General features: G+C 71.0%; 27 protein-coding genes, 2 tRNA genes and 4 pseudogenes. 13 read left to right on the plus strand and 20 right to left on the minus strand.

Annotated elements, in window-relative coordinates; genetic code table 11:
* Nucleotides 1-33: 33 nt before the first annotated feature.
* The 5 genes from G7085_RS07560 to G7085_RS07580 all read right to left on the minus strand — a co-directional run bounded on the left by G7085_RS07560 (nucleotide 34) and on the right by G7085_RS07580 (nucleotide 4,579).
* Nucleotides 34-567, minus strand: a complete 534-nt coding sequence (locus G7085_RS07560; RefSeq protein WP_197510498.1) for a DUF4255 domain-containing protein — start codon at nucleotides 565-567, stop codon at nucleotides 34-36.
* A 749-nt stretch (nucleotides 568-1,316) separates the two neighbouring features.
* Nucleotides 1,317-1,802, minus strand: a complete 486-nt coding sequence (locus G7085_RS07565) for a hypothetical protein (RefSeq protein ID WP_197510499.1) — start codon at nucleotides 1,800-1,802, stop codon at nucleotides 1,317-1,319.
* 242 nt (nucleotides 1,803-2,044) lie between these two features.
* Nucleotides 2,045-2,569 carry a phage tail protein gene (locus G7085_RS07570; protein WP_197510500.1) on the minus strand — a complete coding sequence of 175 codons (525 nt, stop codon included), beginning with the start codon at nucleotides 2,567-2,569 and terminating at the stop codon, nucleotides 2,045-2,047.
* A gap of 9 nt (nucleotides 2,570-2,578) precedes the next feature.
* Nucleotides 2,579-2,803, minus strand: a complete 225-nt coding sequence (locus tag G7085_RS07575; RefSeq protein WP_197510501.1) for a hypothetical protein — start codon at nucleotides 2,801-2,803, stop codon at nucleotides 2,579-2,581.
* 321 nt (nucleotides 2,804-3,124) lie between these two features.
* Nucleotides 3,125-4,579 carry a hypothetical protein gene (locus G7085_RS07580; protein ID WP_197510502.1) on the minus strand — a complete coding sequence of 485 codons (1,455 nt, stop codon included), beginning with the start codon at nucleotides 4,577-4,579 and terminating at the stop codon, nucleotides 3,125-3,127.
* A 399-nt stretch (nucleotides 4,580-4,978) separates the two neighbouring features.
* On the opposite strand from G7085_RS07580, the gene G7085_RS07585 reads away from it, so the two are divergent.
* The 7 genes and pseudogenes from G7085_RS07585 to G7085_RS32305 all read left to right on the plus strand — a co-directional run bounded on the left by G7085_RS07585 (nucleotide 4,979) and on the right by G7085_RS32305 (nucleotide 11,689).
* Nucleotides 4,979-5,626, plus strand: a complete 648-nt coding sequence (locus G7085_RS07585; RefSeq protein ID WP_197510503.1) for a succinate dehydrogenase cytochrome b subunit — start codon at nucleotides 4,979-4,981, stop codon at nucleotides 5,624-5,626.
* Nucleotides 5,623-7,644: a fumarate reductase/succinate dehydrogenase flavoprotein subunit gene (locus G7085_RS07590; protein WP_197510504.1), complete on the plus strand. Its 2,022-nt coding sequence runs from the start codon at nucleotides 5,623-5,625 to the stop codon at nucleotides 7,642-7,644. Before G7085_RS07585 ends, G7085_RS07590 begins: the two co-directional genes overlap by 4 nt.
* Nucleotides 7,641-8,385: pseudogene (locus G7085_RS07595) on the plus strand (succinate dehydrogenase/fumarate reductase iron-sulfur subunit). The gene G7085_RS07590 and the pseudogene G7085_RS07595 overlap by 4 nt, the downstream one beginning before the upstream one ends.
* Before the next feature lie 380 nt (nucleotides 8,386-8,765).
* Complete coding sequence (locus tag G7085_RS07600; protein ID WP_197510505.1) at nucleotides 8,766-9,497, plus strand: hypothetical protein; 732 nt, start codon at nucleotides 8,766-8,768, stop codon at nucleotides 9,495-9,497.
* An 811-nt stretch (nucleotides 9,498-10,308) separates the two neighbouring features.
* On the plus strand, nucleotides 10,309-10,533 hold the full coding sequence (locus tag G7085_RS07605; RefSeq protein ID WP_197510506.1) for a hypothetical protein: 225 nt from the start codon (nucleotides 10,309-10,311) through the stop codon (nucleotides 10,531-10,533).
* Nucleotides 10,479-11,302 (plus strand): annotated as a pseudogene (locus G7085_RS32300) (DUF222 domain-containing protein); the annotation flags it as partial. The gene G7085_RS07605 and the pseudogene G7085_RS32300, both read left to right, overlap by 55 nt.
* Entirely contained in the window at nucleotides 11,294-11,689 is a 396-nt protein-coding gene (locus G7085_RS32305; RefSeq protein WP_331715952.1) for an HNH endonuclease, read from the plus strand. The pseudogene G7085_RS32300 and the gene G7085_RS32305, both read left to right, overlap by 9 nt.
* A 413-nt stretch (nucleotides 11,690-12,102) precedes the next feature.
* Here G7085_RS32305 and G7085_RS07620 read toward each other — a convergent pair.
* The 4 genes from G7085_RS07620 to G7085_RS07635 form a co-directional block, all read right to left on the minus strand.
* Nucleotides 12,103-12,175: transfer RNA gene (locus G7085_RS07620), tRNA-Ala, on the minus strand.
* 8 nt (nucleotides 12,176-12,183) lie between these two features.
* Nucleotides 12,184-12,933, minus strand: a complete 750-nt coding sequence (locus tag G7085_RS07625) for a hypothetical protein (RefSeq protein ID WP_197510507.1) — start codon at nucleotides 12,931-12,933, stop codon at nucleotides 12,184-12,186.
* A 200-nt stretch (nucleotides 12,934-13,133) separates the two neighbouring features.
* Nucleotides 13,134-13,979 (minus strand): molybdopterin-binding protein, encoded by an 846-nt coding sequence (locus tag G7085_RS07630; RefSeq protein WP_197510508.1) that lies wholly within the window; start codon nucleotides 13,977-13,979, stop codon nucleotides 13,134-13,136.
* Nucleotides 13,919-14,224: a hypothetical protein gene (locus G7085_RS07635; RefSeq protein WP_197510509.1), complete on the minus strand. Its 306-nt coding sequence runs from the start codon at nucleotides 14,222-14,224 to the stop codon at nucleotides 13,919-13,921. The genes G7085_RS07630 and G7085_RS07635 overlap by 61 nt, the downstream gene beginning before the upstream one ends.
* Nucleotides 14,225-14,301: 77 nt before the next feature.
* Between G7085_RS07635 and G7085_RS36235 the strand changes: the two genes are divergently transcribed.
* The 4 genes from G7085_RS36235 (at nucleotide 14,302) to G7085_RS07655 (ending at nucleotide 16,618) form a co-directional block, all read left to right on the plus strand.
* Entirely contained in the window at nucleotides 14,302-15,015 is a 714-nt protein-coding gene (locus G7085_RS36235) for a 5-formyltetrahydrofolate cyclo-ligase (RefSeq protein WP_197510510.1), read from the plus strand.
* Between the two features lie 51 nt (nucleotides 15,016-15,066).
* Nucleotides 15,067-15,327, plus strand: a complete 261-nt coding sequence (locus G7085_RS07645) for an FmdB family zinc ribbon protein (protein ID WP_197510511.1) — start codon at nucleotides 15,067-15,069, stop codon at nucleotides 15,325-15,327.
* 28 nt (nucleotides 15,328-15,355) lie between these two features.
* Nucleotides 15,356-15,922, plus strand: a complete 567-nt coding sequence (locus G7085_RS07650) for an SAF domain-containing protein (RefSeq protein ID WP_197510512.1) — start codon at nucleotides 15,356-15,358, stop codon at nucleotides 15,920-15,922.
* A gap of 327 nt (nucleotides 15,923-16,249) precedes the next feature.
* The gene (locus G7085_RS07655) at nucleotides 16,250-16,618 is read left to right on the plus strand and encodes an MscL family protein (protein ID WP_197510513.1); all 369 of its coding nucleotides are present in this window, start codon (nucleotides 16,250-16,252) and stop codon (nucleotides 16,616-16,618) included.
* 61 nt (nucleotides 16,619-16,679) lie between these two features.
* Here the strand turns inward: G7085_RS07655 and G7085_RS07660 are convergent, their stop codons facing one another.
* The gene (locus G7085_RS07660; RefSeq protein WP_197510514.1) at nucleotides 16,680-16,961 is read right to left on the minus strand and encodes a hypothetical protein; all 282 of its coding nucleotides are present in this window, start codon (nucleotides 16,959-16,961) and stop codon (nucleotides 16,680-16,682) included.
* A gap of 55 nt (nucleotides 16,962-17,016) precedes the next feature.
* Nucleotides 17,017-18,395: pseudogene (locus G7085_RS07665) on the minus strand (UTP--glucose-1-phosphate uridylyltransferase).
* Between the two features lie 181 nt (nucleotides 18,396-18,576).
* Between G7085_RS07665 and G7085_RS07670 the strand changes: the two are divergent.
* Nucleotides 18,577-19,371, plus strand: coding sequence for a hypothetical protein (locus tag G7085_RS07670; protein WP_197510515.1), 795 nt, complete (start codon nucleotides 18,577-18,579; stop codon nucleotides 19,369-19,371).
* 235 nt (nucleotides 19,372-19,606) lie between these two features.
* Here G7085_RS07670 and G7085_RS07675 read toward each other — a convergent pair whose 3' ends face one another.
* The 7 genes from G7085_RS07675 to G7085_RS07695 all read right to left on the minus strand — a co-directional run bounded on the left by G7085_RS07675 (nucleotide 19,607) and on the right by G7085_RS07695 (nucleotide 23,430).
* Nucleotides 19,607-19,918 carry a cupredoxin domain-containing protein gene (locus tag G7085_RS07675; protein ID WP_331715953.1) on the minus strand — a complete coding sequence of 104 codons (312 nt, stop codon included), beginning with the start codon at nucleotides 19,916-19,918 and terminating at the stop codon, nucleotides 19,607-19,609.
* Between the two features lie 35 nt (nucleotides 19,919-19,953).
* Entirely contained in the window at nucleotides 19,954-20,352 is a 399-nt protein-coding gene (locus tag G7085_RS24860; RefSeq protein ID WP_231979313.1) for a multicopper oxidase domain-containing protein, read from the minus strand.
* Nucleotides 20,353-20,464: 112 nt separating this feature from the next.
* Nucleotides 20,465-20,995 carry a hypothetical protein gene (locus G7085_RS07680; RefSeq protein ID WP_197510517.1) on the minus strand — a complete coding sequence of 177 codons (531 nt, stop codon included), beginning with the start codon at nucleotides 20,993-20,995 and terminating at the stop codon, nucleotides 20,465-20,467.
* Between the two features lie 8 nt (nucleotides 20,996-21,003).
* The gene (locus tag G7085_RS07685; protein WP_197510518.1) at nucleotides 21,004-21,963 is read right to left on the minus strand and encodes a hypothetical protein; all 960 of its coding nucleotides are present in this window, start codon (nucleotides 21,961-21,963) and stop codon (nucleotides 21,004-21,006) included.
* A complete protein-coding gene (locus G7085_RS07690) occupies nucleotides 21,960-22,748 on the minus strand; it encodes a hypothetical protein (protein ID WP_231979314.1) in 789 nt (262 codons plus the stop codon). Before G7085_RS07690 ends, G7085_RS07685 begins: the two co-directional genes overlap by 4 nt.
* Nucleotides 22,749-22,762: 14 nt before the next feature.
* A complete protein-coding gene (locus G7085_RS24865) occupies nucleotides 22,763-23,149 on the minus strand; it encodes a hypothetical protein (RefSeq protein WP_231979315.1) in 387 nt (128 codons plus the stop codon).
* The gene (locus G7085_RS07695; protein WP_408647077.1) at nucleotides 23,149-23,430 is read right to left on the minus strand and encodes a DUF2249 domain-containing protein; all 282 of its coding nucleotides are present in this window, start codon (nucleotides 23,428-23,430) and stop codon (nucleotides 23,149-23,151) included. Before G7085_RS07695 ends, G7085_RS24865 begins: the two co-directional genes overlap by 1 nt.
* A gap of 134 nt (nucleotides 23,431-23,564) precedes the next feature.
* On the opposite strand from G7085_RS07695, the gene G7085_RS07700 reads away from it, so the two are divergent.
* Nucleotides 23,565-23,640, plus strand: a tRNA-Arg gene (locus tag G7085_RS07700).
* 63 nt (nucleotides 23,641-23,703) lie between these two features.
* Here G7085_RS07700 and G7085_RS07705 read toward each other — a convergent pair.
* A pseudogene (locus G7085_RS07705) lies at nucleotides 23,704-24,545 on the minus strand (aldo/keto reductase).
* Nucleotides 24,546-24,797: 252 nt separating this feature from the next.
* On the minus strand, nucleotides 24,798-25,808 hold the full coding sequence (locus tag G7085_RS07710; protein ID WP_197510520.1) for a dihydroorotate dehydrogenase-like protein: 1,011 nt from the start codon (nucleotides 25,806-25,808) through the stop codon (nucleotides 24,798-24,800).

A 25,808-nucleotide genomic window follows, 5' to 3' on the forward strand; every position in this document is an offset into this window, starting at 1 on the left:
CGGGAGGGGCTGGCGGTGGGCGGGAGCTGTCGATCAGGACGACGCTGACCTGGTAGGCCACCGACAACCGGTACTGGGTGGCGAACCCGCCCAGAGCTTGGAGATGTCGTCCACGGTGAGCGGGAGGGGCGTGACGCGGATGCGCTCCAGCTGCTCGTGCACGTCGGATCCCGCCAGCGCGGCCCGCAGCTCGTCGCCGTCGAGGACGGGGTGGTCGTGCAGCGCCCCCATCGCGGCGCCCAGCGCGCGGTGGCTGGCCGCGGTGGCGTCGCCTGCCTCGGCGCTGTAGGCGGTGAGGAGGTAGTTGAGGTCGAGCGCGAGCGATGGCAGGCCCGACTCGCCGGGCCGCACGACGCGGGGTGGGTCGAGGTTGGCCCAGGCGGCGTTGACCGCCGCGCGGTACAGGAACAGGTTGAGGGACTCGCCGGTCACGTTGGTGCGGGCCTGGTCGGGCGTGCGGGTGGTGATCTGGATGCCGAGCAGGCCGGGGTCCAGGCGCGGGACGGCGACGTCGAGCAGCCTGCGCAGGGCCAGGGTGACGGCGGCGATCGACAGCGAGTTGCTCATCGGTTCACCTCACGTCCCGGCCGGGCGGTTGCGGTGGTCGAGGTAGTCGTCGAGGCTGACCATCCGGCGCTCCCGGGGCGGGGCGGCGGCGCGGCGGCCGGCTCGGGCACGGCCCGGATCTCGAGCCGGCCGATGGTGACGTGCACCGTCGGCGGGGCCTCGGGGGCGGGATCGGGCTGACGGTCGGGGCCGCGGCGGCGGCGTCGGGTGGTGGCCTCAGGCTCGACGGGGGCGCGGTCGTGCCGGGCGGGGGCACCGGCGCAACCGCGGTCTCGGGGCCGGCCGTGGCGCGGGGCGGAGGGCCCCGTCGACCGCTGTCGGCGGCTTCCCCTGCGCCCTCGGGCGGGCTGCGGGTCGCTCCGGGCCGCACGGTCACGGCGCGTGGCGGGGCTGGTTCACCGACCGGTGCTCGCCCGGGGGCTCCGGGGCAGCGGTGCGACGGCGGCCGTCACCTCGCGCTCCACCCGGGTGACCTCGGAGTAGGCCTCCGTGTGCACCCGCACCGTCGCCTCCGCGGCGGGTGGGACGGTGGCCGCGCCGTCGACAGTGGTGGGGAGGGCGGCGGCTCGGGTGCAGGGAGCGACCGGGCGACCCGGGGCGCGACCGGCTCGTCCGGCACGGCGGTGGGGCCGGTGAGGGGTCCTCGAAGCGGGAGGGAAGCCGCGGCGCGAGGCCACCGGCGGTGCCGCGCTCGACGGCCAGCAGTGCCGCCAGAGGCTCGGGAACGGGTGCGGGTCGGGCCATGGCGCTCACTCCCCCACCAGTTGCAGGTAGGCCGCGCGGCGGGCGGGCGTCAGGGCGAGGATGTCGGCCTCGCGCCAGCCGTATGCGCCGGCCAGGGCGTGGACCTCGCGCAGGGTGCGGCGGGCCCACGCGTCGACCTCGCGCCAGAGAAAGCCGCCGACGTCGAGCGGTTCGCCCCAGCCGTGGCCGCATTCCGCACAGCTCAGCCCCACCTCGATCAGGGCCGCGGGGTCGCTCCCGGCGAGCGCGGCCGCCAGCGGCCCGACCAGCGCGTCGGGCACCGCGTCGAGGCGTGCGCCGTCGGGGCCGGTGAGGCAGAGGAGGCACCGGGCGACCAGCTCGGCGGCCGGGTCGACGGCGTCGAGCGCGGCGAGGGCGTCGGCGCTCGTGAGGGGACGCAGCACCGCGGTGTGGCCGTCGACGACCGACTCGGGTCGCTCGGTTGCCGGCCCGGGCAGCGAGGCCAGCAGGCCCGAGACGGTGAAGGCCACGTCCAGCTCCGCCCCGCACGCAGGGCAGGAGGCGAGCGCCTCGACCGGGTCGCCGAACAGCTGGGCGCGCAGCTCGAGCAGGGCGATGTTGCGCTCACCGAGCGGGAGGAGCGCCGGGTCATCCCGGTGGGTGGGCGGCGGCGAGCAGGCCGACGGCGCGGCCGGGCGGCCCGGCGGCCAGGGAGTCCTCCCAGGCGTCGAGCAGGATGCCCACCGCTGGTGCAGCCATTTCGCCGCTCCCGTCAGGCCGGCTCGGTGAAGCTGGGCTCGGACGGCTCCGCAACGTCGTAGTCACGCTCCCACCCCTCGTTCTCCAGCTTGATGTGCTGGATCGCGACGGCGTTGGCGTTGGCGTCGAGGTCGGGCAGGCACTGGTACTCGGAGACCCAGCAGCGGAACAGCTTGTACGAGATGGCGAGCTGGCCCGCCTCGTTGTAGAGCTCGATGGTGATGTCCTTGCGGAAATCCTTGAGCGACACCTCCGCCCCGAGCCCCGAGCCGAAGTTCCACACCTTGTTGGCCCACTGCTCGAAGTCGCGGTCGTGGGTGACGCCGCGTTCGAGGGTGACGGCGTCGTACTCGGTGCGGCCCGGCGACTTCCGGCTCGACGACGGATCGCCGCCCTCGCGGTGCTTGACCACCTCGGTGGTGCGCTTGAGCCCACCCACCTTGCTGATTCCGGCGACGTACCTGCCGTCCCACTTCACCCGGAACTTGAAGTTCTTGTAGGGATCGAATCGCTGCGCATTGACGCTGAACTGAGCCATCGTGATCACCTACACCTGAATCTGTCCGGCCAACTGCTGGATCGTGATGACGACGAACTCCGCAGGCTTGAGCGGGGCGAAGCCGACCACGATGTTGACGATGCCCAGGTCGATGTCGTTCTGGGTGGTCGTCTCCTTGCTGCACTTGACGAAGTAGGCCTCCTGCGGGGTGGCGCCCTGGAAGGCCCCGAGCCGGAAGAGGTTGTGCATGAACGCGCCGATGTTGAGCCGCACCTGCGCCCAAAGGGTTCGTCGTTGGGTTCGAAGACCACCCAGTGGGTGCCGCGGTAGAGGCTCTCCTCGAGGAACAGCGCGGTGCGGCGCACCGGCACGTACTTCCACTGCGACGCGAGCCGGTCGTCGCCCTGCAGCGTCCTCGCCCCCCAGACGACGCGGCCGGCGGCGGGCATCGCCCGGAGGCAGTTGACCGCGCGCGGGTTGAGCTCGCCATTCTCGCCGTCGGTGAGTTGGACGCTCAGCGCCGGAACCCCGACGAGGGTGGCCGACATGCCGGCGGGGCCTTCCAGACGCCGCGCTCGGTGTCGGTGCGGGCCATCACGCCCGCCACCGCCCCACAGGGCGCGAAGCTGCCGAGCTGCCCGCCGCGCAGGGGTCGGGTTGGGTGAGCCGCGGGAAGTAGAGGGCGGAGTTGGCGCTGTTGGTGCCGACGGCGGCGACTCCGTCACGGGCCTTGTCCTTGTCGTTCCACGTCGACGGCGGGTCGACGAGCAGCAGCGCGCGGCGCGACTCGCAGTAGGCGGCCGCCTTCGCGACCAGGTCGGCGTCGACATCGTCGGAGGCGAGGTAGGGCGGGATGCACAAGAGGTTGAACAGGTCGGCCCTGCTCAGCGCGTAGAGGCCCTCCTTGCCCGCCTCGGTGCCCGGGCCGGTGAAGTCGTTCTGGGCCAGGAGCCCACCGTCGGAGGCCATGCCCGCTGCCTCGACCTTGTGGTTGGTGGCCGGTTCGTGGTCGGCCCACACGTCGCTGTCGCCCGGAGCGAGGCCCGGGTGGCCGTCGGACGGTTGGCGGGAGGGTGGCGGGGTCGGCGACCCGCACGAGCCGCGACTCGTTGGCGAGCACGGTGTCGACGCGCCGGATGTGGCCGGCCGCGACCGAGAGGTTCCGGTGGCTCTCCACCTGGCCGGTGACGCCGTCGCGGACGGTGAGGTTGAACAGGTCGGCCGTTCCCCCGGCCACGTCGTGGTCGATCCGGGCCCTGAGCCGGTTGCCCCAGGATCCGGGCTGACCGCCACGAGGTCGAAGCCGACGTCGAGCACGGCCCTGTCGAGCGGGGTCGCCCGGACGCCGCGGTCTTGGCCGCCGCCGTCACCTGGTCGACCGTCACGACGCTGGCCGCCTCGGCCGCGTCGGCCACCTTCGCGGCCGACGTCTTGTCCGGGTCGGTGGCGTACGTGTCGGCCTTCGCGCGGCAGGCGGCTGCCGCCGCAACCGCGTCCGCCCCGTCGCGGCCGCCGCGGTGTCGCGGGCGGCCTGGGTGTTCTCGGCCTCCGCCGCGGCCCTCGCCGCCTTTGCGACGTCGCCCACGGATGGTGGGCCGGCGGCGGCGGTGGCCGCGTCGGCGACGATCTTCGCGGCCGACGACTCGTGGTCGCTGACGTATGTCGCGGCCTTGGTGCGGGCCGCGGCCGCGGCGGCGGCAGCGTCGGCCGCCCCACCGTCGCGTCGCTCGTGGCCTTCGCGGCGGCGACCGCGGCGGCGCGCTCCTCGTCGGAGCCGTAGACGCCGTGATGCAGGCGCACGATCACCGCCTGGCTACCGCCGTTGAGGTAGAAGTCGCGCACGGCGTAGCCGAGGCGGCTTCCGAGCGAGAGCCCGCCGAAGATGCGCTCGAAGTCGGCGTAGCTGTTGATGGTCACCGGGTCGTCGGTCGGGCCACGATCGGCGCGTCCGACGAAGGCTGCGATAGAGGTGGCGACGCCCGTGATGGTGCGGACCCCGCTCTGCGCTTCCTGGATGTAGACACCCGGATAGCTGGTCTGAACCGGCATTGGTCCCTCCCTCCGCGCCGACGGCGTCGGCGACATAGGTGAGCCTGCGTCGGAGGCCGATCCCGGCCAGGTGAGTCGCTCGCGGAGGGAATGTGCGACCGGCGCTGGGTTTGGTAGCGAGCCTAGGCCGGGTGAGCGGGGTCGCTCCCGGTGACGGGAGAGCCGGTGGACGGCATTCCGGCGTGTCACGCAAACCGTGAGGAACGCGAAAGGCTCCGGTGAGGAACGGGCAAGACTCCCGGCGCTCCCGCACCCCGCCCACCGCCGTTCGGAGGAGGGTGTATATGGTCAGACCAGGGAGGCCCCCATGAAGACCACCACGATCCAGATCGGCCCGCCTACCCGACCTGTGCGGCGCCGCAACAAGCACCGACTCCCTCGTGGGCGCTGAAGACCACGATGGCGGTCTCGGGCGCGCTGTGGGTGGCGTTCGTCTCGATCCACCTGTTCGGCAACCTCAAGGTGTTCCAGGGCCCCGAGGCGTTCAACGGTTACGCGGCCTGGCTGCGGGAGGCGTTCTATCCGCTGCTGCCGAAGTCGGGCGTGCTCTGGGCGCTGCGGGTGGCGCTGGTCGTCTCGCTCGTCGCGCACGTCGGCTCGGCCGCCGTGGTGTGGTGGCGCGGCCGCCGGGCCCGCGGCCCGCACCGGGCCAAGCTGCACGGCCTGGCCTCGTGGTCGTCCCGGCTGATGCCGGTGACAGGCGTCGTGCTGCTGCTGTTCCTGGTGATCCACCTGCTCGACCTCACCACCGGCACCGCGCCGGTCGCTCCCGACGGCTTCGCCCACCCGGCCGAGGGCACCGCACACGCCTACCAGAATCTCGTCGCAAGCTTCGGCAGGCCGCTGATGGCCTGGTTCTACGTCGCAGTGATGGCGCTGCTCAGCCTGCACATCGCGAAGGGCGCCACCACCATGGCCGCCGACCTCGGCGTCATGGGCAGGCGGTGGCGCGCCGGGTTCACCATCGTCGGCGGCATCCTCGCCGTTGCGATCCTGCTCGGCAACGCGGCCATCCCGGTCCTCGTCCAGATGGGAGTACTCGCATGAGGTGGCCACGCCGGGCAACCGGTACCCCAGAGGCGACGCCCGTCGACGACTGGCGCGCACCCCGCAGCACGGTGCACGGCGTGCGCACCGGACACACCCTCGACGGGCGCATCCCCGACGGCGACCCCGCCACCGCGTGGGACAGGAGGAGGGCCCAGTACAAGCTCGTCAGCCCGCTGAACGCGAAGAAGTTCACCGTCGTGGTGGTCGGCACCGGGCTCGCGGGTTCCGGCGCGGCGGCCGCGTTGGGCGAGCTCGGCTTCGACGTGCACGCCTTCACCTATCACGACTCCCCCAGACGGGCGCACTCCGTCGCGGCGCAGGGCGGCATCAACGCGGCCCGCGGCCGGAAGGTCGACGGCGACTCGCTGCGCCGGTTCGTGGTCGACACCGTCAAGGGCGGCGACTTCCGGGCCCGCGAGGCGGAGGCCTACCGGCTCGGCCAGGAGTCGGTGCGCGTCATCGACCACCTCAACGCCATCGGCGCGCCCTTCGCCCGCGAGTACGGCGGCATGCTCGCGACCCGCTCGTTCGGCGGGGTGCAGGTGTCGCGCACCTATTACACGCGCGGCCAGACGGGCCAGCAGCTGCAGATCGCCGGTGCGCAGGCGCTGCAACGGCAGGTCAAGCGCGGCACCGTCACGCTGCACGAGCGCACCGAGATGTGTGAGCTGATCGTCGACGACGGGGTGTGCCGCGGCGTGGTCGTCCGCGATCTCGTGACGGGCCAGGTGTGGGCGCAGCCCGCGCACGCCGTCATCCTCGCCACCGGCGGCTACGGCTCGGTGTACTTCCACTCGACGCTCGCGATGAACTCGAACGCGACGGCCGTGTGGCGGGCCGCCCGGCGCGGCGCGTACCTGTCGCACGCCTCCTTCGTGCAGTTCCATCCCACGGCGCTGCCGATCTCGACGCACTGGCAGTCGAAGACCATCCTGATGTCCGAGTCGCTCCGCAACGACGGCCGGATCTGGGTGCCGAAGCGCGCCGGCGACGAGCGTGCCCCGGGCGACATCCCCGAGGACGAGCGCGACTACTACCTGGAGCGCAAGTACCCGTCGTTCGGGAACCTGTCGCCGCGAGACATCTCGTCGCGGGCCGCGAAGGAGCAGATCGACGCGGGCCGCGGGGTCGGGCCGCTCTCCAACTCGGTGTACCTCGACTTCTCCGACGCGCTGCGCACCCACGGCCGCGAGACGATCGCCTCGCGCTACGGCAACCTGTTCGACATGTACGCCCACGCCACCGGCGAGGACCCGTACGAGGTGCCGATGCGGATCGCGCCCGGCGCACACTTCACGATGGGCGGGTTGTGGTCGGACTACGACCAGATGACGTCGCTGCCCGGCCTGTTCGTGGGCGGCGAGGCCAGCTGGGCCTACCACGGGGCCAACCGGCTCGGCGCGAACTCGCTTCTGTCTGCGTGCGTCGACGGCTGGTTCACGCTGCCGTTCTCGGTGCCCAACTACCTGTCGGGGCACCTCGGTGAGCGGCTGCCCGGCGCAGACGACGCGTGCGTGCGCGACGCCGTCGGCCGGGCTACGGAGCGGACGAGGGCGCTGCTCGGCGTGCGCGGCAAGCGCGCCGCGTCACACTTCCACCGCGAGCTGGGCTCGATCATGTACCGCGGGGTCGGTGTCGAGCGCACCGCCGAGGGGCTGCGGGCCGCCGTCGACGAGATCCGCGACCTGCGGGCCCGGTTCTGGCGCGAGGTGCGGGTGCCCGGCGAGGGTGCGCAGCTCAACCAGGCCCTGGAGAAGGCGGGCCGGATCGCTGACTTCCTCGAGTTGGCCGAGCTGATGGCCGTCGACGCGCTCGACCGGCAGGAGAGCTGCGGGGCGCACTTCCGCTCCGAGCACCAGGCAGAGGGCGAGGCGCTGCGCGACGACGGGACGTGGGCGTTCGCCTCCGCGTGGGAGACCCGCGACACGAAGGACCCGCACGAGCTGGCCTTCACCCGGCACGCGGAGCCCCTCACCTTCACGTCCGTTCCCCTGGCGACGAGGAGCTACAAATGAGGCTGCAGGTTGAGGTGTGGCGGCAGGCCGGCCCCGACGCGAAGGGCCGGTTCGAGGCCCACGAGATCGACGGCGTCGAGCCGCACCTGTCGGTGCTGGAGCTGCTGGACGCGCTCAACGAGCAGCTGATCGACGGCGGGCAGGAGCCGGTGGCGTTCGAGTCGGACTGCAGGAGGGCATCTGCGGGGCCTGCGGCGTCACCGTCGACGGCGACGTGCACGGGCCTGAGAAGAACGTGCCGAGCTGCCACCAGCGGCTCGTCCACTACGCCGACGGGTCGAGGATCCGGATCGAGCCGATGCGCTCGGCCGCGTTCCCGGTGCTGCGCGACCTGATCGTCGACCGGGGAGGCCTGGACGAGGTGATCCGCGCCGGCGGCCACGTCGCCGTCGACGCCGGCACTGCGCCCGACGCCGACTCCGTCCCCGTGGGCGGGCCGGTGGCGGAGGTGTCGCTCGACTTCGCGGCCTGCATCGGCTGCGGCGCCTGCGTCGCGGCCTGCCCCAACGGGCGGCGCACCTGTTCACGGGGGCGAAACTGACGCACCTGTCGCTCCTGCCGATCCCCGCCCTGGAACGCACCCGGCGGGCCACGGCGATGGTGGCCGAGATGGATGAGCTGTTCGGCCCGTGCTCGCTGTACGGGGAATGCGAGCAGGCCTGCCCCGCGGGCATCCCGTTGACGGCGATCGCCGCGGTCAACCACGAGCGCTTCGTGGCGGGCACCCGCAGGAGGCTGTGATGACCCATCACGGCCCGCGGACCACCCGGATGGAGGCCCCGACACCGCTCGGCATCCGTAGGAGGCTGTGATGACCCATTTTCGGCCCGCGGGCCACCCGGATGGAGGCCCCGACACCGCTCGGCACCCGCAGGAGGCTGTGATGACCCATTTTCGGCCCGCGGACCACCCGGATGGAGGCCCCGACACCGCTCGACCGGCAGGTGAAAGATCCTTGGCAGACGTTGGTCCTCTCGAGGCAACCGGTTGTTCCCTCGGCCCCTATGGCACCGGCCTCGCGCGGTCCACACAGGCCTCCGGCTAGTGTGTTTCCCATGAGCCACGTCCCTGACCCGTTCCCTGCCCGCCACGTGGCGGCTCGGAAATGGGGCGCTCTGATCGTGCGTTCCGACGGGCTCGCGGCTGAGGCCGTCTACCGGGCCAGACACCCGTGGATCGCCAGTTATGCGGCCCGCACGCAGAACAGCAACCGCGGCTGGCTACGGACCTGGGAGGAGGCGGTCGTCGGGATCGGCATTCCCGTCGCTGCGGTGTTCGCGGCCGGGTCGCTCCAGATGCCTGCCGTCCTGATGCTCCCTTCTGTGATCGTCTCGGTCGTGCTCGTCGTCCTGATGCGGATCCTTGCGGGCAGGGCCGTCACCGGGCGCATCCTCATCCCAGGGAAGGCGATCGCCAGCCTGGCGACCTCCGGCAACGACGACCTGATCGATGCGGCGATCGACCCTGTCATCCGATTCGATTCCGACCCCGCGGGTGCGGCCGCCCTCGTCGACGAGCTCCGCGACGCCTGGGCTGCCGCCGAGGCCAGCACCGCCAACGAGAAGGCCTCCATCATTGCGGCCCTGCGCGCCACGGCCGCGAACTTCCCGACCACCGATGAGGCCGTCAGGCAGGTGCGGGGAGAACTGGCGGTGATGCGCCGCTCGCTCGAGGCGCTCGACACCGCCCAGCGCGCCCTGGACGCGACCACCTCCACCGCGGCCATGGCCGACCCGCCGGCCCCGCCCGCCTCGCTGGGACTGCTGCGGGCGGCGGCCGAGTCGATCGCCGAGGACGCGAGATTGGTCAGCGAGGTAGCCGACGAGACCCGGCGTCAGCTCGATCAGGCCTGACTGCCCCAGCACTCGGTGCCGTCCCCGAGAGGAACCCGGCCCCAGCAGTCGGTTGAGCCGGCCCCGCGCGAAGCGCCGGGCCGGGTCGAAACCACCCCCAACCCGGTGCAGAGACACCACCGCAGCCTGGGGTAGGAGCGATGGCCGAGTACCTGCCCATCGACGGGAGTGGTTTCGACACGGGCGGCGACTCGTACCTCGCCGCCGGCCCGGCTCAACCGACTGCTACTGGCCGACCCCGACGAATACCCCCGACCCAGCGCAAGAAGCCCGGGCACAGCAAGAAGCCCGGGAAGAGCAGTCGATGCTGTCCCGAGAGAAACCCGAGCCCAGCAGTCGGTTGAGCCGGCCCCGCGCGAAGCGCCGGGCCGAGACGAAACCAACCACCCCCGACACGGTGCAGAGACCCCACCACCACAGAAGACAAGAAGTGCTGGTCGAGTGCCTGCCCATCGACGGGAGTGGCTTCGACACGGGCGACGACTCGTTCCTCGCCGCCGGCCCGGCTCAACCGGCAGCCACTGGCCGACCCCAGCTTCCACCGTGGCCCGGTGCAGGATCCCCGCCACAGCGAGGGCGCGCAGGAAGGGGGTCCCTCGACCCGATGTGCCGGGCGGCGCGCCCACCGCACCCCGCTACTGGGGTGACCTGCCCCAACGACCCGTATCGAACAGTGAGTCGCAATCCCATCGACATCCCGGTTTCACCGGAACCTGCGCACCGATCTGTCCGAGCAACACACATAGTCAAACGTCGAATCTGTTCCAAGAAATGTCTTGAGACTAGGTATCGAACGTTGTATCGTAGTTCCATGACAGGGCAGCCGGGTCAGAGTCGACGCGAGGAAGCGATCACGCTCCTCGAGACCGGCCTCGCACTGCTCACAGACATCACCCACGACACCTCCCTGTCCCCAGTGAAGAACTCGGCCTGTTCGCACGCCTCAACACCGCAGCCGACAAACTCGCCACCCGCCTCACCATCACGGCAGCCGACCTCGACCACCGGCACATCGCCGAAACCGCCACCGGCCTGAACCTCTCAACCTGGCTCATGTCGAAACGCCACGCCACAAGAGCCCAGGCCTCCAAAGTCATGCGCACCGGGCACGCCCTCGCAGCCCACCCCCAGGTACAGGAGGCCGCCATCAGCGGCGCCGTATCCAAGGATCAGGCCAACGCCATCACCACCCTCCTCGACAACCTCCCCACCCGCCTCCGAGACGAGCAGAAGGCCAGGGCCGCCGCATTCCTCGTCGAGAAGGCCAAGAGCAACAACACCAACCAGTTGCGAGGTCTCACCACCGAAGCGCTCGACGCCGCCGACCCGGCCATCTCGGAGGCCGACGCAGCCGAACGCGAACAGGCCCACCTCCAGGCCCAGCGCGAACGAGCCATCCGCAACCGCGCCTTCCGTCACCGCTACGAAGACGGCTCCCTCCACTTCAGCGGACAGGTCCCCACCAGCGAAGGCGCCGAACTCGTCCGGCTCCTCGAAGCGCAGGTCGCCGCCGACCGCCGCGACGAACGCGATCACCCCCAGGCAGGCGCCCTTCACCCACACCCGAGCAGCGCAACGCCGATGCCCTCCTCACAATCCTCCGCCGCCGCAACGGCTCAACGAAGGTCGCCGGCGACTCCGCCCGCATCGTCGTGATCATGCACGAAGAATCCCTGGCCGCACGCGTCGAACAGGCAGGCCTCCTCCCCGACGGAACCAAGATCCCCGCCGGTGACCTCCGCCGCATCGCCTGCGACGCCGACATCACCCCGATCGTGCTCGGCACCCATTCCGAAGTGCTCGACGTCGGCCGCAGCCACCGCCTCGTCACCGACCCCATCAGGCTGGCGCTCAGTATCCGCGACGGAGGCTGTGCCTTCCCAGGCTGCACCGAACCCGACTACCGGTGCAGCGCTCACCACCCCGTCCCCTGGTGGCAAGGTGGCACAACAGCCCTCAACAACCTCGTACTCCTCTGCAACCTCCACCACACCACCGTCGAACCACCCCGATTACACCCAACCCTGAACGGGCGGGTACGCGACGGAACCCCAACCAGGCGTGACGACAACCGGGAACGCTGGGAAGTCCGCATCAACACCAACGGACTCCCCGAGTTTCTCCCACCCGCCAGACTCGACCCCGACCGTAGACCGATCCCCGCCCACGGCACCCTGCCCATCGCCAGCTAGCTCGCAACCTCAGCAGCGTGGGCAAATGGTGCTTCGTGCCATTTGCGTCGTGGCCTCACGTCGACCTCCGATAACCCTGGGCAGTGAACCTTCCGTCGTCCGCTCCCTGGGCGGGCAGCGCAGGACCCTAGGGACGACGGCCGTGGCCATCAAGATCCGACGACCTTCCGGCCCAAAGGGCCTGTGTGCAGCGCGCTCACGTTCTCGCATCACAGTGTCCAGTCTCCGGGGCGGCGGACACCGGGGCGCATTGAGGGCGCTCACAGCACCGAGCGCAGCATGCGCCTGAAGATCGACCTCAACGGACCTCAGGGAGGCCAGTACGAAATGGGCGCGTAGCCCCTCGCAACATCCTGGCCAGCCGCTCCAAAGCAGAATCGGCGCCTGACCTAGTCAGACGCCGATTCTCTCGGTGGAGCTAAGGGGATTCGAACCCCTGGCCTTCTCATTGCGAACGAGACGCGCTACCAACTGCGCCATAGCCCCATGCTCTCTCAAGCGTCGACAAGTCTAGCAGCGCCCAGCGGCCGGTCACAAACCGGGCGCCTACTCCCCGACCGCCCGGGGCGGAACTCAGTGATGTTCTCGGCCAGCGTCAGCTCGTCGGACTCGACCACGTCGTGGGCCGGGTTGTCCGCCGTCGGCACCAGAGGCGCCTCCGCGACCACCGGGGCGGACAGGTCGATCGTGCGAACGGTGCGCGGCAGCAGCGGCTGCGACACGTACGTCGCGGGCGTCACGGGGATCGGGTCCCACAGCATGCCCGTCGTCGTCGGCATCGACAGGTCGACGGAGATCTCGATGCCCTCGGTGCGCTCGAGCACACCCAGGTCGATCGCCACGGTCTCCTCGTCCTCCAGGAAGCCCTCGTCGACGGCGGCGGCGCGCGCGTCGAGGCTCCGATGCATCGCCACCACCGAGAACCGGGCCACCGCGAGGAACGCCACAAGCAGGCCGGACGGGATCGCGACGCTCCACCAGGGCGTCACACCGGTGCCCGACAGCACCAGCAGCGTCAGGGCGGCGCCCAGCAGCGTGCCGACGACCGCGAGCCGGCGGCGGGCCGCCTGCCGGGCCGTCATCCGCAGCTCGTGGATCTCTGCGCGACGGGTCAGCGGCGTGGAGACCGCCGCGGTGTCCTCGTCACGGTAATCCTCGACGTCGCGACGCAGGATCCGCACCGAGTTGGAGAACCGCTCAGCGGGGTCACCCTCGAACTCGACATCGGTCGCCCGCTGCGCCATCACCCACGGAGGGCGAAGGCAAGCCCGGCGACGACAACGATTGAGATGAGGATTCCGGCGAGCATGGCCCTACCGTAAACAACAAGGCTGTAATTAGTCACCCGACAGGCCGGGCGCGTCCCCGGTTGCGAGAAGATTCTGGCCGATCAGCCCTCCTCGCGGAGGCGCCACATCCCCAGTCGCCCCAGAAGAGCCCCAGCTCAGTCCTCGTCGAGGAGCCACACCTTGACGGCCTCGCCCGCGCGCACCTGCTCGACGGTCTCGTCGACCACGATCAGGGCGTTGGCCGCGGCCAGCTCGCCGAGCGCGTGGGGCATCGAGACCGGCGCCACGTGACGCACCGAACCCTCCGAGGTGACGCGGCCGCGCAGCAGGTGCAGCTGCCCCGCGACGGAGCGCACCCCCTGGGTCGCGATCGCCCGGACGGCGCGGTGTTGCGTTCCGGCGCCCATCAGCTGGAGGATCAGCGGCCGGGCGAACGCCTGGAAGGTCACGTAGGCGCTGACGGGGTTGCCGGGCAGCATCAGCATCGGCACCCTGTCCTCGCCGATCAGGCCGAACGTCTGCATCCGGCCGGGCGACATCGCCACGTTGACCGAGTCGACGAGCCCGCTCTCCTCCATCACGGCGACGACGGCCTCGTAGTCCTCGCGGCGGCCACCGGTGGTGGAGATCACCAGGTCGGCGCGGATCAGCTGGTCGGTGATGGCCTGCCGGATCGCGTCGCGATCGTTGGAGTGGACGGCAACCCGGAAGACGGTTGCACCTGCGGCACGGGCGGCCGCGGCGATCATGAACGAGTTCGCGTCGGCGCTCTCCCCATGCCCGATGTGGGCGCTGGGATCGACCAGGTGCTCCCCGGAGCTGACCACCACGACCCGCGGCCGGGGCCGCACCATCACCTTGTCGATGCCCGCGCTGGCGAGCAGGCCGATCGAGCGGTCGTCCAGCCTCGCGCCCTGGGTCAGCAGCCGGGTGCCCGCGCTCAGATGCTCACCGGCGGCGCGCGTGTAGTCGCCGGCCTCGACGCGCTCGACGAGGCACACGGTGCCCTCGGCGACGGTGCCGAACGTGACGGGCAGGACGGCGGTGGCCCCGCGGGCAGCACGTCACCGGGAGCGACCACGACGGCGGCGCCCTCGGGCAACCGCTCGACGTCGGCGTCGACGATCCGCAGCGGCTCGGCGAGGTTGCCCTCCTCATCGACCAGGTCGGACGCACGGACGGCGTAGCCCTCGATCTTCGCGGTGCTGAACGGGGCACGTTCGACATCGAGTCGATGTCCTCGCACGCCACCTGATCCCAGGCATCCAGCAGCGACATGCCGAACGGGCGCAGCGGCTGCACCAGTTCGAGCAGGTAGTTCAGGTGATCCTCGACGCTGCGGAGCCCCGCCGCGTCGGCAGCGGGCGGCTCGGGCAGCCGCGGCTCCTCGACGACGGGTTCGGGAGCGACGGGCTCTTGCTTATTGCGGGCAAACCAAGCCATGGCACCTACCATATGGCAATGCACAGCGAGGGCCTGAACGCGGGCAGCAAGTCGCAACTCCGAGCCGCCGTCCTGCAGGCGCGGGAGGCGGTGCCCGCAGCCGAATGGCGGCTCGAGGACGCCGCCCGCCTACGCCACATCGTCGCGCACCTCCCACACTCCGCCGGCACCGTCGCGCTCTACGCCGCGCGGCACGGCGAGCCGGGCACGCACGACCTGATCGATGCGCTCGGCACGCTGGGGTGGCGGGTGCTGCTGCCCGTGCTGCGCCGTCAACCCGACTGGGCAGACTTCACCTCCTGGGACGACATGCGCCCTCGTGGGCGACATCCCGGAGCCGACCGGCCGACGGCTTGGCCCGGAGTCACTGAGCCGGGCCGACCTGATCCTGGTGCCCTGCCTCGCCGTCGGGCGCGACGGTTCCCGGCTCGGCACCGGCGGCGGCTGGTACGACAGGGCGCTCCCCACCGCCGCGACGACGCCCGGATCGTCGCCATCAGCCGGGCCCCGGAGGTGTTCGCGTCGGTGCCGATGCTGCCCCACGACGTCCCCGTAGGGGCGTTCGTCACCGAGACCGGTTGGGTCGATCTTTGAACCCTGAACTATCATGGCCGGGTAATCCCACAACCTGACCCGAAAGAGCCCATGCCTACGTACCAGTACCGCTGCACCAACTGTGGAAGCGAACTCGAGGCCGTGCAGAAGTTCTCCGACGCCGCGCTCACCGTGTGCCCCGAGTGCGACGGCGAACTCCGCAAGGTGTTCTCGGCGGTGGGCGTGGTATTCAAGGGCTCCGGCTTCTACCGCACCGACTCGCGCAAGTCGTCGACCATCCCGGCCGCCTCCACGGAGAAGAAGGCCGAATCGAAGCCCGCCGCCGCGAAGGTCGAGGCCAAGTCGGCCTGATCCGACCGGAACCCGCCTGTGGACAGGCGTGACGGAGGGGCTGCACCGCCGGATAAATCGGGGTATGCGTAACCTCCTCTCCCGGCTCGCCGGGTTCGTCTCCTGGCACCGCAGGTCCATCGGTGCGCTGCTGGCCGCCTCGGCCGTCCTGCTCCTCGCCCCGGGCCTCCGCCCCGAGGGCCCCACCCGGCGGGTCGTCGTCACGGTAACGTCCCTCACCGCCGGGCACCGTCTCGAACCCGCCGACCTGACGCTGCACGAGCTGCCCCTCGACGCGCTTCCCAGCGACCCCCTCACCTCGCTTGACGACGCCGTCGGCCGCACCCTGACGGCGCGCTCCGGCGGAGGCACGATCCTGCAGCCGGGCAGCCTCACCACCGACCATGCGGCAGGCCCCGGCCGGGCCGTGGTGCCCGTGTCCATCGCCGACGCGTCGCTGCGGTCGTTGCTCGACCCGGGCGACCTCCTGTCGCTGGTCGCGCAGGGCCCCGACGGCATGGAGGTGCTGAGCGGTGACGCGCGGGTGGTGACCCTGCCCGCCCGCCGGAGGAATCGTCCCGGCTGGCGGTGGCGACCTCCCGCGACGAGGGCATGATCCTGGTCGATGTCGCCGCCGCCGATGCGCCGATCGTGGCGAGCCTCGGGCAGGCCGGCGAGCTGGCTGTGGTGCTCGGCACGCTCGACGCCGCGGACGGCGGCCCCTGAGAGTTGGCCCGCAGGCGGCGGCCCTGAGAGTTGCTCCCGCAGGCCGGCCCCACGCCTGTGACGAGGCCCGATGCAGCCGGTGTCACGGCGGCGACGGGCGGGCAGAACCCGGTTGCCGCTATATTTCCGCCCGGGCCGCTCAGCCCACCCGTCGAAGGCACCACCCGACGGGACATCCGCCCCGCCTGAGAGCGGGGTGCACGAAAGGACTCATCGCATGAAGGGCTTCAAGGAGTTCCTGCTTCGCGGCAACCTGGTCGAGTTGGCCGTCGCATTCGTCATCGGCGGCGCGTTCGCCACGGTGGTGACCGCCTTCACCACCATGTTCATGGACATCCTCGGCAAGCTCGGCGGCACTCCCGACTTCTCCGGCTGGAACCCCGGCGGCATCAGCGTCGGCGCCTTCCTGACGGCGCTGGTGGCGTTCGTCATCATGGCCGGGATCGTCTACTTCGGCGTCGTGCTGCCCTACAACAAGGCCAAGGCGCTGTTCGAGAAGAAGCCCGCCGAGGAGGAGGCCACGGCCCCCACCGCCGAGGAGCTGCTCACCGACATCCGCGACGCGCTCGTGGCCAGGAACAACTGACCACCCGCTGAACAGACGAGGAGGGCGCCCCACACAACGGGGCGCCCTCCTCTTTTCATCTCTATCCCCAGTGGGGTGGCCGATCGGCTGAGAGCCGCTGCTCGTCCCGGTCGAGCGGACGGCGGGCCTGCAGGTGCCGGTTGAGGCCGTCCAACCCCAGCACGCGACGGGCCTCGGCGAGGGCGGCATCGAACCGGGCGAAGCCCAGCGCCCTCCGCTCCTCGAGCGGCACGGCGAACGGCCAGGGCCGCTGCCCCTCCTGAGCCGCGTGCCGGATACCGGCGAGTCGGTCGGCGTCGTAGCCGGCGGCCGCGAGGTCGTCGGGCAGGCTGGCCACGCTCACCGGCTCCAATCGGACGCCGGTCAGCGCCAGTGCGAGGGCCGAGGCCAGGTCGGCGTCAGTCGCCAACCCGCGACCCGGCGGGAACCGTGGCGGGGCCACCCTGATCGTGCAGGACGGCGTTGCCGACAACCTTGACGCCGGGCTCGAAGGTCCAGTCGCCCTCAACCTTGAGCGACCTCGCCTTCCGCAGCGACGGCGCGGACGGGATGCGCTCGCTGAACTCGTCGACGAGCTTGAAGTACGACGTGTCGAGCGAGATCTCCGGGGTCGCGTCGGTCTGCGCGATGAGCTTGCCCTCGGAGGTCAGCTCGTACACGTCGGAGCGCAGCAGGAGCAGCTCGTTGGTGGTCTTCACGGGCAGGAACCGGTCGCGCCCCACGCAGATGGCGGTCGCGCCCTCGAACACCTCGATGGCCGCGCCCATGGCCGACTCGATCTGGATCACCGGGGTCGACGACTTGTCGCCGGGATCGACGGTCTTCTCGTTGCGGATCAGCGGCAGGCCGAGCACCGAGCCGCGGGCCGTCAGCGCCTCGCGCAGCGCCACCAGGTCGAACCACAGGTTGTTGGTGTGGAAGAACGGGTGACGGTGCTCGTCGGTGAAGTAGTCCATCTCCTCGGGAGCAGTCTGGGCGGTGTCGCGCAGGATCAACTGGTTGTCGGCCCGGCGGATGGCGAGGTGACCACCCTTCTTGTCGTTGACGGTGCGGCGGCACAGCTCGGCCGCGTACGGGCGCCCGACTGGGCGAACCAGCCGGCGATCGTCGCGTTCGGGCAGGCACCCAGGTTGTCGCCATTGGAGACGCAGGCATAGCGGAAGCCGTGCTCGATCAGCTGGTCGAGGACGCCGGAGCCCTCGAGCGCCGGGTACAGGTCACCGTGGCCCGGCGGGCACCACTCCAGCGACGGGTCGGCAGGCCACTCGACCGGGGTGAGGTCGTCGGCGCGGAGCTTCGGCTCCTGGTTCTGCATGAAGCTGAGCGGGAGGCCCTCGACCGCCAGCTCGGGGTACTTCGCGAGGTATTCGAGGGTGTCGGCCTCGGTACGGAACGAGTTCATCAGCAGCAGCGGGAGCCGGGCGTCGTAGCGCTCGCGGGCAGCCAGCACCTGGCGCGCGATCAGGTCGAGGAAGTTGGAGCCGTCGCGCACGTTCAGCAGCGTCTTGGCCTTGTCGAGCCCCATCGACGTGCCGAGGCCGCCGTTGAGCTTGATGATGACGGTCTTTCCGATCGCCTCGCGGGCCTCCGCGTCCGTGATGTCGACATCGCTCAGCATGGGCGGATCGAGCAGCGGCGCGATCGTGTCCTCGGCGATGACACCGGTCGCCCCGGACCCCAGCAGCTCGTAGAACCGGGAGAACACCTCGATCGCGGGTGCGGAGACGCCAGCGGCGATCATCTTCTGACGGGCGGCTTCAAGACCGGCAACGGACACGACTGTTCCCTTCGATAAGAATCGCTCCGATCCTAACCGGCGGTGGCTCCACACGGGAAAGACACCCTCGGCGTCACTCACAAGCGCTGCCCAAGGGAGACACAGCTTCCGCACAGACTCGGCCTGTGTGGTGGGAACCAGCCGGAAACCCCATACCGGCGACAAACGGAAAGGGACCGACATGCCGCGCTACCCGCACGAGGCGACGTTCTCCGCTCTGGGACTCGACTGCCTGCTCATCACCACCTGCCCGGAAGATCTCCTCCGCTCGGTCGACCTGGTTGTCGAGGAGCTGGAGGAGCTCGCGGCCGTCACCTCCCTCGACCTCCACACGTCGGAGGCTTCCCGGCTCACCCGCCTGGCGTGGGCTGCCGACGTCACCGCACCGGCGAGCCCGGTGCTGATCGACTACCTGAGTGCCGCCCTGTGGGCCGCCGAGTTGACCGACTCCATGCCCAGCGGCGACTCGCGGCTCGGAGACTGGCGCCGCATCGAGATCGGCGACGGCACCGTCTCACTCCCCCGCGGCTGCGTGCTCGATCTGGGCGACACGGTGGCAGCGCACGCCGCCGACCTCCTCGTTCTGCTGCTGTCCGACCTGCACCCCGGCGGCGGCTTCCTGCTGGGCATCGGCAACGGCCTCGCCGTTGCGGGTGAGGCCCCCGACGACGGCTGGCAGATCCCGGTGACGGCGCCCAGCGGACGCACGCTCCAGGTCGTCTCGACGCGGAGGGCCGCCGTGTCCAGCACCATCGACCACGGGCACGGCACCTCCGATGCCGAACTCTGGGCCAAGGTCACGGTCGCAGCAGGTACCGCGCTGGAGGCGCAGGCCTGGGCCGCGGCCTCCCGCGTCAAGGGTGAGCTGGCACCCGCCTGGCTCACCAACCGCGGGGTGCCCGCGAGGCTCGAGCGTCGCACCGGCACCACGCGCTACACCGCGGGCTGGCCGGCCCCGGTGCGGATGCCCGCCTGACTCAGCTCACGTGGACGATGCCGTGCGCCCCGCGCTCCGCGTCGCTCATGATGTGGCTGACGACGGCGTAGTGACCCGGCTCGGTGAACGTCATCTCGACGAAGCCGCCTCGGCCGGCTGCAGCGCCAACGCCTGCGCCCCGCCCCGCTGGTGCCGAACGCGTCGATGCCGTCCATCAGGTGGTAGCCGCCCTCACGGTAGAGGGTGTCGAACTGGCCACCGACAACATGGAAGCTCATCGCCCGGTTGGGGCCGGCATCGAGCACGAAGAACCGCACCTTCTCCCCACCTTGGCGTCGAACATCTGCTGGTCGTACTGGTTGGCGATGCCGTTGAACACCACGAAGTCGGGCTCCCCTGTGATCCGGTCGGCCTGCACGTCGGTGGCCTCCGCGGCGGTGACAGCCTGGGTGGTGAACACCTCCGACTGCACGACCACGTATTCTCGGTCGACCTTCGGCAACCCACCCTCCGGGTCGATGATGACGGCGCCGTGCATGCCTGCGGCGATGTGGGCGCTCATCGGCATCGTCGAGCAGTGGTACATCCACACGCCCGCCCGCTCCGCTGTGAAGCGGTAGATCAGCGTCTCCCCGGCGCGATGGTGCGCATCGGCTCGTCGGGTGCGACGGCGCCGGCGTGGAAGTCGATCGAGTGGCCCATGGTGCCGTCGTTGATCAGCGTGATCTCGAACTGGTCGCCTACGCGGCCGCGCAGCGTCGGCCCGACAGAGCCGCCGTTGAACGTCCAGCGCCGTTGCCACACGCCGGGAGCGACCTCGAGCGGCACCTCGGTGACGCGGAAGTCGTAGCGGTGCACGCTCTCTCCGGTCAGTTGCGGTGCCACCGGGTCGATGACGGTGCTCAGCTTCGCGTCGGGGTCAGCGGTGGCGCCGTGGCCCGAGTGTCCGCCGTCGGTGGGTTCCGCCGTCGGCTCCGGGTTCGCCCCGCCGCGGACGATGACGTCGAAGGTCATGCCCATCTGGCGGTGACCGACGATGGTGCACCAGCCGTTGAGAGTGGAGCCGACGACGCCGAGGTCGAGCTCGGCCGTCTTCCCGACCGCGAGCCGCGGGTACGGGCGTCCCCGATCATCAGGTCGTGCAGGTTGGTGGGGTCGGTGTTGGTGAGCTCGATGACGACGCGGTCGCCGGGGTCGACCTCCACCGAGCTGGGCTCGAAGCGCATGTCGACGGCTCTGACCTCGACCCGCACCGTCTGGCCGGTGGGCGCGACGCCCGCCGTCGGGCCCGTTCCGGGCCGGTGAGGCCCGCCGCGCCCGGGTCGATCCCGAACCCGACGCTGAGAGCCAGCGCGAGTGCGGCGACGCCCGCGACGAGCCCGCTGCCGGTGAAGGCCGACCTGCGCTCGACGGGAGTGGACGGCTCCTCCCCCGCGGCGATGCGGCGGCGCTCCCGTACGGAGGCGAGCGTGCCCGCGATCAGGATCGGTACGAACGCGGCGAGGGCCACGAGGCCCACGGTGGAGACGGTCACCTTCGCCCAGCTGGGCAGCGGCAGCAGCCACAGCAGCAGGCCGCCGTTGATGACCGTGAGCCGCGCCGCGGCGGCCTTGTCGAACCAGGCGGCGCCTGCGCGCACCACGCGCGGGCCTCCGCCGAGCACCGACGGGATCAGGTAGGACAGGGCGCCGGTGACGAGTTGGAGCAGGAATCCGACGACCCAGACGCCCCGAGCAGCGGGTAGTTCGTGGCGAGCGTGACGTCGTCGGCGAACGCGACGTGCACCGCCGTCATCACCAGTGCGACGCACGCCCACAGGGCGCCGGCGAGAATGGAGGCGGGCGCGAACTCGCGCGGCGGCCGCTTCCGCAGCGGCGCGATGAGGCAGCGTCCGAACCAGACGAGCCCGACGGCGTAGCCGACGATGCCGACCGCAGACACGATGCGGACGCTGAGCAGCGAGCCCACGAGAATCACAGCCAGCGCCCCGAGCAGGATGGGCAGCGCCTGCCGGGCGAGTGCCTCGGCACGGTCGTCCATCCGGGTGCGCAGCACGGTGGGCCAGAAGGTGACGAGCGTACCGACCACGGTGAGCCCCACCCAGCCGAGCAGCATCGTCATCGAGTGGGCCACCAGCAGGTTGGCGTGCCAGCGGTCGTCCAGGCCGAACGCGAGCGCGACGCCGAACACGGCGCCCACCGGCAGGGTGCAGGCGGCGGCGATGTAGTAGCGGATGCAGATCCGGAACCGGCCGGGGAGCGCCCTACGCAGGTCGCGGACCAGGACGGCTGCGTGCCACAGCACGGCTGCCGACACGACGGTCGCTCCCACGATGACGAGCCACCAGGTGGCCGTCGGGACGCCGATGAACACCAGGAGCGAACCGACCGCGAGGACGCCGAGCCGCACGTCGGCCCTGCGGCGGGAGGCGTCGTCGTCGCGCGAGCGCAGCAACGCCGAGGTGAAGTGCGCGCTCCACACCATCACGGCGTGGGTGATGGCGCCGAGCGCGACGAGGTGGATCATCAGCCAGGTCGACTCGGGCACCCAGCGGTGCACGAGCGAGATCGCGACGGCGAGGACCAGCCAGAGGACGAGCACATAGTCGCGCACCGAGCGCTTGCCCCTCATCCCTTCACCACCGATGCGACGACGGTGACGGCGAACAGGAGCACGGCGACCACGGTGAGCGAGCCTCCAAACTGGTAGAGCGGGACGATCCGGGCGAGGCCGCCGGTGAGCCGGAGGGCCAGGCCGATGTTGAGGGTGACGAGTGGCACCCACATGAGCGGCCGGTACGGCAGCGGCCGGGAGATGACGGCTGGGAAGATGATCGGCGCGTGGGCCATGATCATCATCATCCCGAATCCGAGGAAGACGCCGTGGATGACGGCATCGTACGCGCCGGAGCTGGAGGGTCGGCCGACGATGAGCCAGACGGTGCCGGAGACTGCGAGCCACACGTTACCTGCCAGCAGGGAGGCGGCGTTGAACCGGCGCAGGCCGGTGGAGCGGATCATGCGCCTGCCGACGTCGTCGCGGATCAGCCACAGCGCCGTCAGCAGGCAGGCGAGGCCGAACGCGCGGGCTCCTGCGTCGGGCAGCACGAGGCTGAGGGCCGCGGCGAGCCCGGTCAGGGTGGCGACCGCGAGCAGCATCGGGACGGCGCGCCTGCCCATCGTCAGTTGGGCCAGCTCGGCGCGCTCGGCGGCGATCGTCATGACGAGGAACGCGGCGAGCATCGGCAGGATGGCGGGCAGCTCGGCCACCAGCCACAGCCCGGAGGCCAGCGCGGCGAACGTCGCGGCGAGCACCTGGGCGGCGACCAGACCGAGCGGCGCCCGTCGCCACAGCGCGAGGGTGAGGCCCACGAACGCGAGGGCGCCGTCGAAGAGGAGGAGCTTGCCGAGCGTCACAGGGGCGCCGACGATCAGGGTGAGGGCGCCGAGGCCGAGGAGCCCGGGCGCGAGGTAGGCGAGGGGTTGCGGAGGGCCTGGGCGCGCTCCAGTGAGATGAGGGTGCCCATGAAGCCGAGCACCATGACGGGGCCGTGGAGGTCTGCGATGCGGTCGGAGGCGACGGGCGCCCACACGCCGAGCCGGAGCAGGCCGGCGTTGAGGCCGGTGATCAACGAGACTCCCGCGAGCGCGATCAGCGCGACCCGGAGGGGTCGCGTGTCCTCACCCGGGGCGGCGCCGCGGAGGGCGGTCACGGGTGCGGCGCTTCGTGGTCGGTTCATGGCGCTTCGCGGGATGTTCGAGGGTGTCGAGCCGCGCAGCGGTGTGGCATGGTCCGCTGCGCGGCTCAGGTTCGGCATCAGACGTGGGTGAGCTTCAGCTTCCAGGCCTCGGGCCCACGCTGGACGTACTCGACGGCGATGTCGTCGCCGTGGCGCTCCGAGATCTGGGCGAGCAGCGGGATGGGGTCGTGGGGAGCGACCAGCACGAAGGCACCGCCGGGCTGCAGGCCGTCGACGACGCCGTGGATGGCTGCGTGCCGGACGGCGTGCGGGATGGTGCGGGCGTCGAGCTCGGGGAGATGGTCGTGGGCGCCGCCGCAGCCGCAGGAGGACTTGGGGGTGAGGTTGATCTCTGTCATGGCGGACATATTACTTATAAGTTTCTTGGTTTAATACCGGGGTCCGGTTTGGCGGCCCCTGGGCTTCCCCGATGCGGCCCCGGCGGCCCGCCGCGATGCGCGGCCCGGCCCATGGGGCTATCCTTGGTCGCGCTGGCCCCGTAGCTCAGGGGATAGAGCACCGCTCTCCTAAAGCGGGTGTCGTTGGTTCGAATCCAACCGGGGTCGCCAGCACGACGAGTCGTCGGAAACGAAACGACCCGGCGACATCGGTCGCCGGGTCGTTCGCGTGTGTCAGTTGACCTCGTTGGGGTCGGCGCTCACGCGACCCGAGCCGTCCGCGATGTCCAGGGCGGAGATGGCCGCGACCTCATCGGTGCTCAGCTCGAAGCCGAAGACGTCGAAGTTCTGCCGCAGGCGATCGGCATGCACCGACTTCGGGAACACGATCCGCCCCTCCTGCAGGTGCCAGCGCAGCACCACCTGGACGGCGCTCTTCCCGTGCGCCTCCGCGGCTGCCGAGATGGCGTCGAACCCGCCGAGGTCGTACTTGCCCTGGCCGAGCGGCCCCACGCCTCGACGGCGACACCGTGCTCGGCGCACCAGGCGGTGACGGCGCGCTGCTGGTGGCGCGGGTGGAGCTCGATCTGGTCGATCGACGGCGTCACGCCGACCTCGGCGACGAGCCGGTCGAGGTGCGCCACCAGGTGGTTGGAGACGCCCGCGCTGCGGGTGAGGCCGCGGTCGCGGATGGCGACGATCTTCTCCCACGCGTGCACGTAGTTGTCCTTGGCCGGGGTGGGCCAGTGCGTGAGGTAGAGGTCGACGTGGTCGAGGCCCAGCTTGGTGAGGCTGCGCTCGATCGCCTCGTCGGGCAGGTCACCGTCGTGCATGTCGTTCCACAGTTTCGTGGTGATGAACAACTCGTCGCGCGGGATGCCGCTCTTGGCGATGGCGGCGCCGACGCCCTCCTCGTTGCCGTAGATGGCCGCGGTGTCGATGTGGCGGTAGCCGATCTCGAGGGCCTCGCTGACGGCGCGCTCGGTGTCGGCGGGGTCGACGCGGAAGACGCCGTAGCCCAGCTGGGGAATCTGGACGCCGTCGTTCAGGGTGATGGGGGAACAGTCATGCCCCATGCAACCCCCTTCCTCCGGCGGCGCAACTTCCCGAAGGTCCGGTTCACCGCCGGGTGAAGCGAGGACCCGCGGGCAGTGGCCGAAACTTCCAGGCGGACCGACCAGAACCGGCCACTGGCCGATTTTTCCGGGGGCCCGACCCACGGCAGTGGCCGAAACTTCCAGGCGGACCAACCAGAACCGGCCACTGGCCGATTTTTCCGGGGGCCCGACCCACGTTTCCCGGGGCGGGCCCGAGCCGTCGGCGCGGGGTCAGCGGAGCGACCCGTACGTCGACTTGGCCTTCTCCAGGGCCGACACGTAGCCCTCACGCTCGTAGGCGTCGGCGGCCGCGTTCTTCGGCACGGCCAGCAGGCCCCTCGCCTTCGCAAGCGGGATCTCGTGCGACGTCAGCCACCGGTCGAGCCCGTCGACAAGCACCTGCGCGTACGCCGGCCCACGCCGCACCAGCGACGAGGTCGTCATGACGACGTCGGCGCCGGCCAGCACGTAGCGCACCACGTCGTCCGCGGTGTCGACGCCCGTGGTCGCGGCGAGCGACGCGTTCAGCCGCCCCTGCAGCACCGCGATCCAGGTGCGGGGCAGCCGGCCCTCGATCGGCGAGCTGAGCGACACCCCCGACTCCACGCTCACCCGGTCGATGTCGATGTCGGGCTGCAGGAACCGGTTGAACAGCACCAGAGCGTCGGCGCCCGCGGCGTCGAGTTGCACTGCCATGTTGCCCACCGACGAGAAGTACGGGCTGAGCTTCACGGCCACCGGGATGCTGACGGCCGACTTCACGGCGCTCAGGATCTCCAGGTGCCGCTCCTCCACCTCGGCCCCCGACACCGTGATGTCACCTGGCACGAAGTAGATGTTGAGCTCGACACCCGCGGCACCCGCGTCCTGCAGACGGCGCGCGGTCTGCGTCCAGCCGCCGACGTTGGCCCCGTTGAGCGACGCGATCAGCGGCACGTCGATCGCCTTCGCGCCCGCCTCCACGAGCCGCAGGTACGCGGAGCTCGCGTCGTCGTTCGAGCGCGGCACCGACGGGAAGTAGCTCATCGCCTCCGCGTTGGCGTCGTCGTACAGGTCCTCGAGCAGCGCCGTCGCCTCCGCCTCGCGGCGCAACTGCTCCTCGAACAGCGAGTACATGACGACCGCGCCGACGCCACCGTCGGCGAGCGACCGGATGCCCTCGACCGACTGCGACAGCGGACCGGCCGACGCGACGACGGGGTTGCGCAGCTGCAACCCCATGTAGCTGGTTGTCAGATCCAT

The sequence above is a fragment of the Tessaracoccus coleopterorum genome, from assembly GCF_011174705.1.
Lineage (GTDB): Bacteria > Actinomycetota > Actinomycetes > Propionibacteriales > Propionibacteriaceae > Arachnia > Arachnia coleopterorum.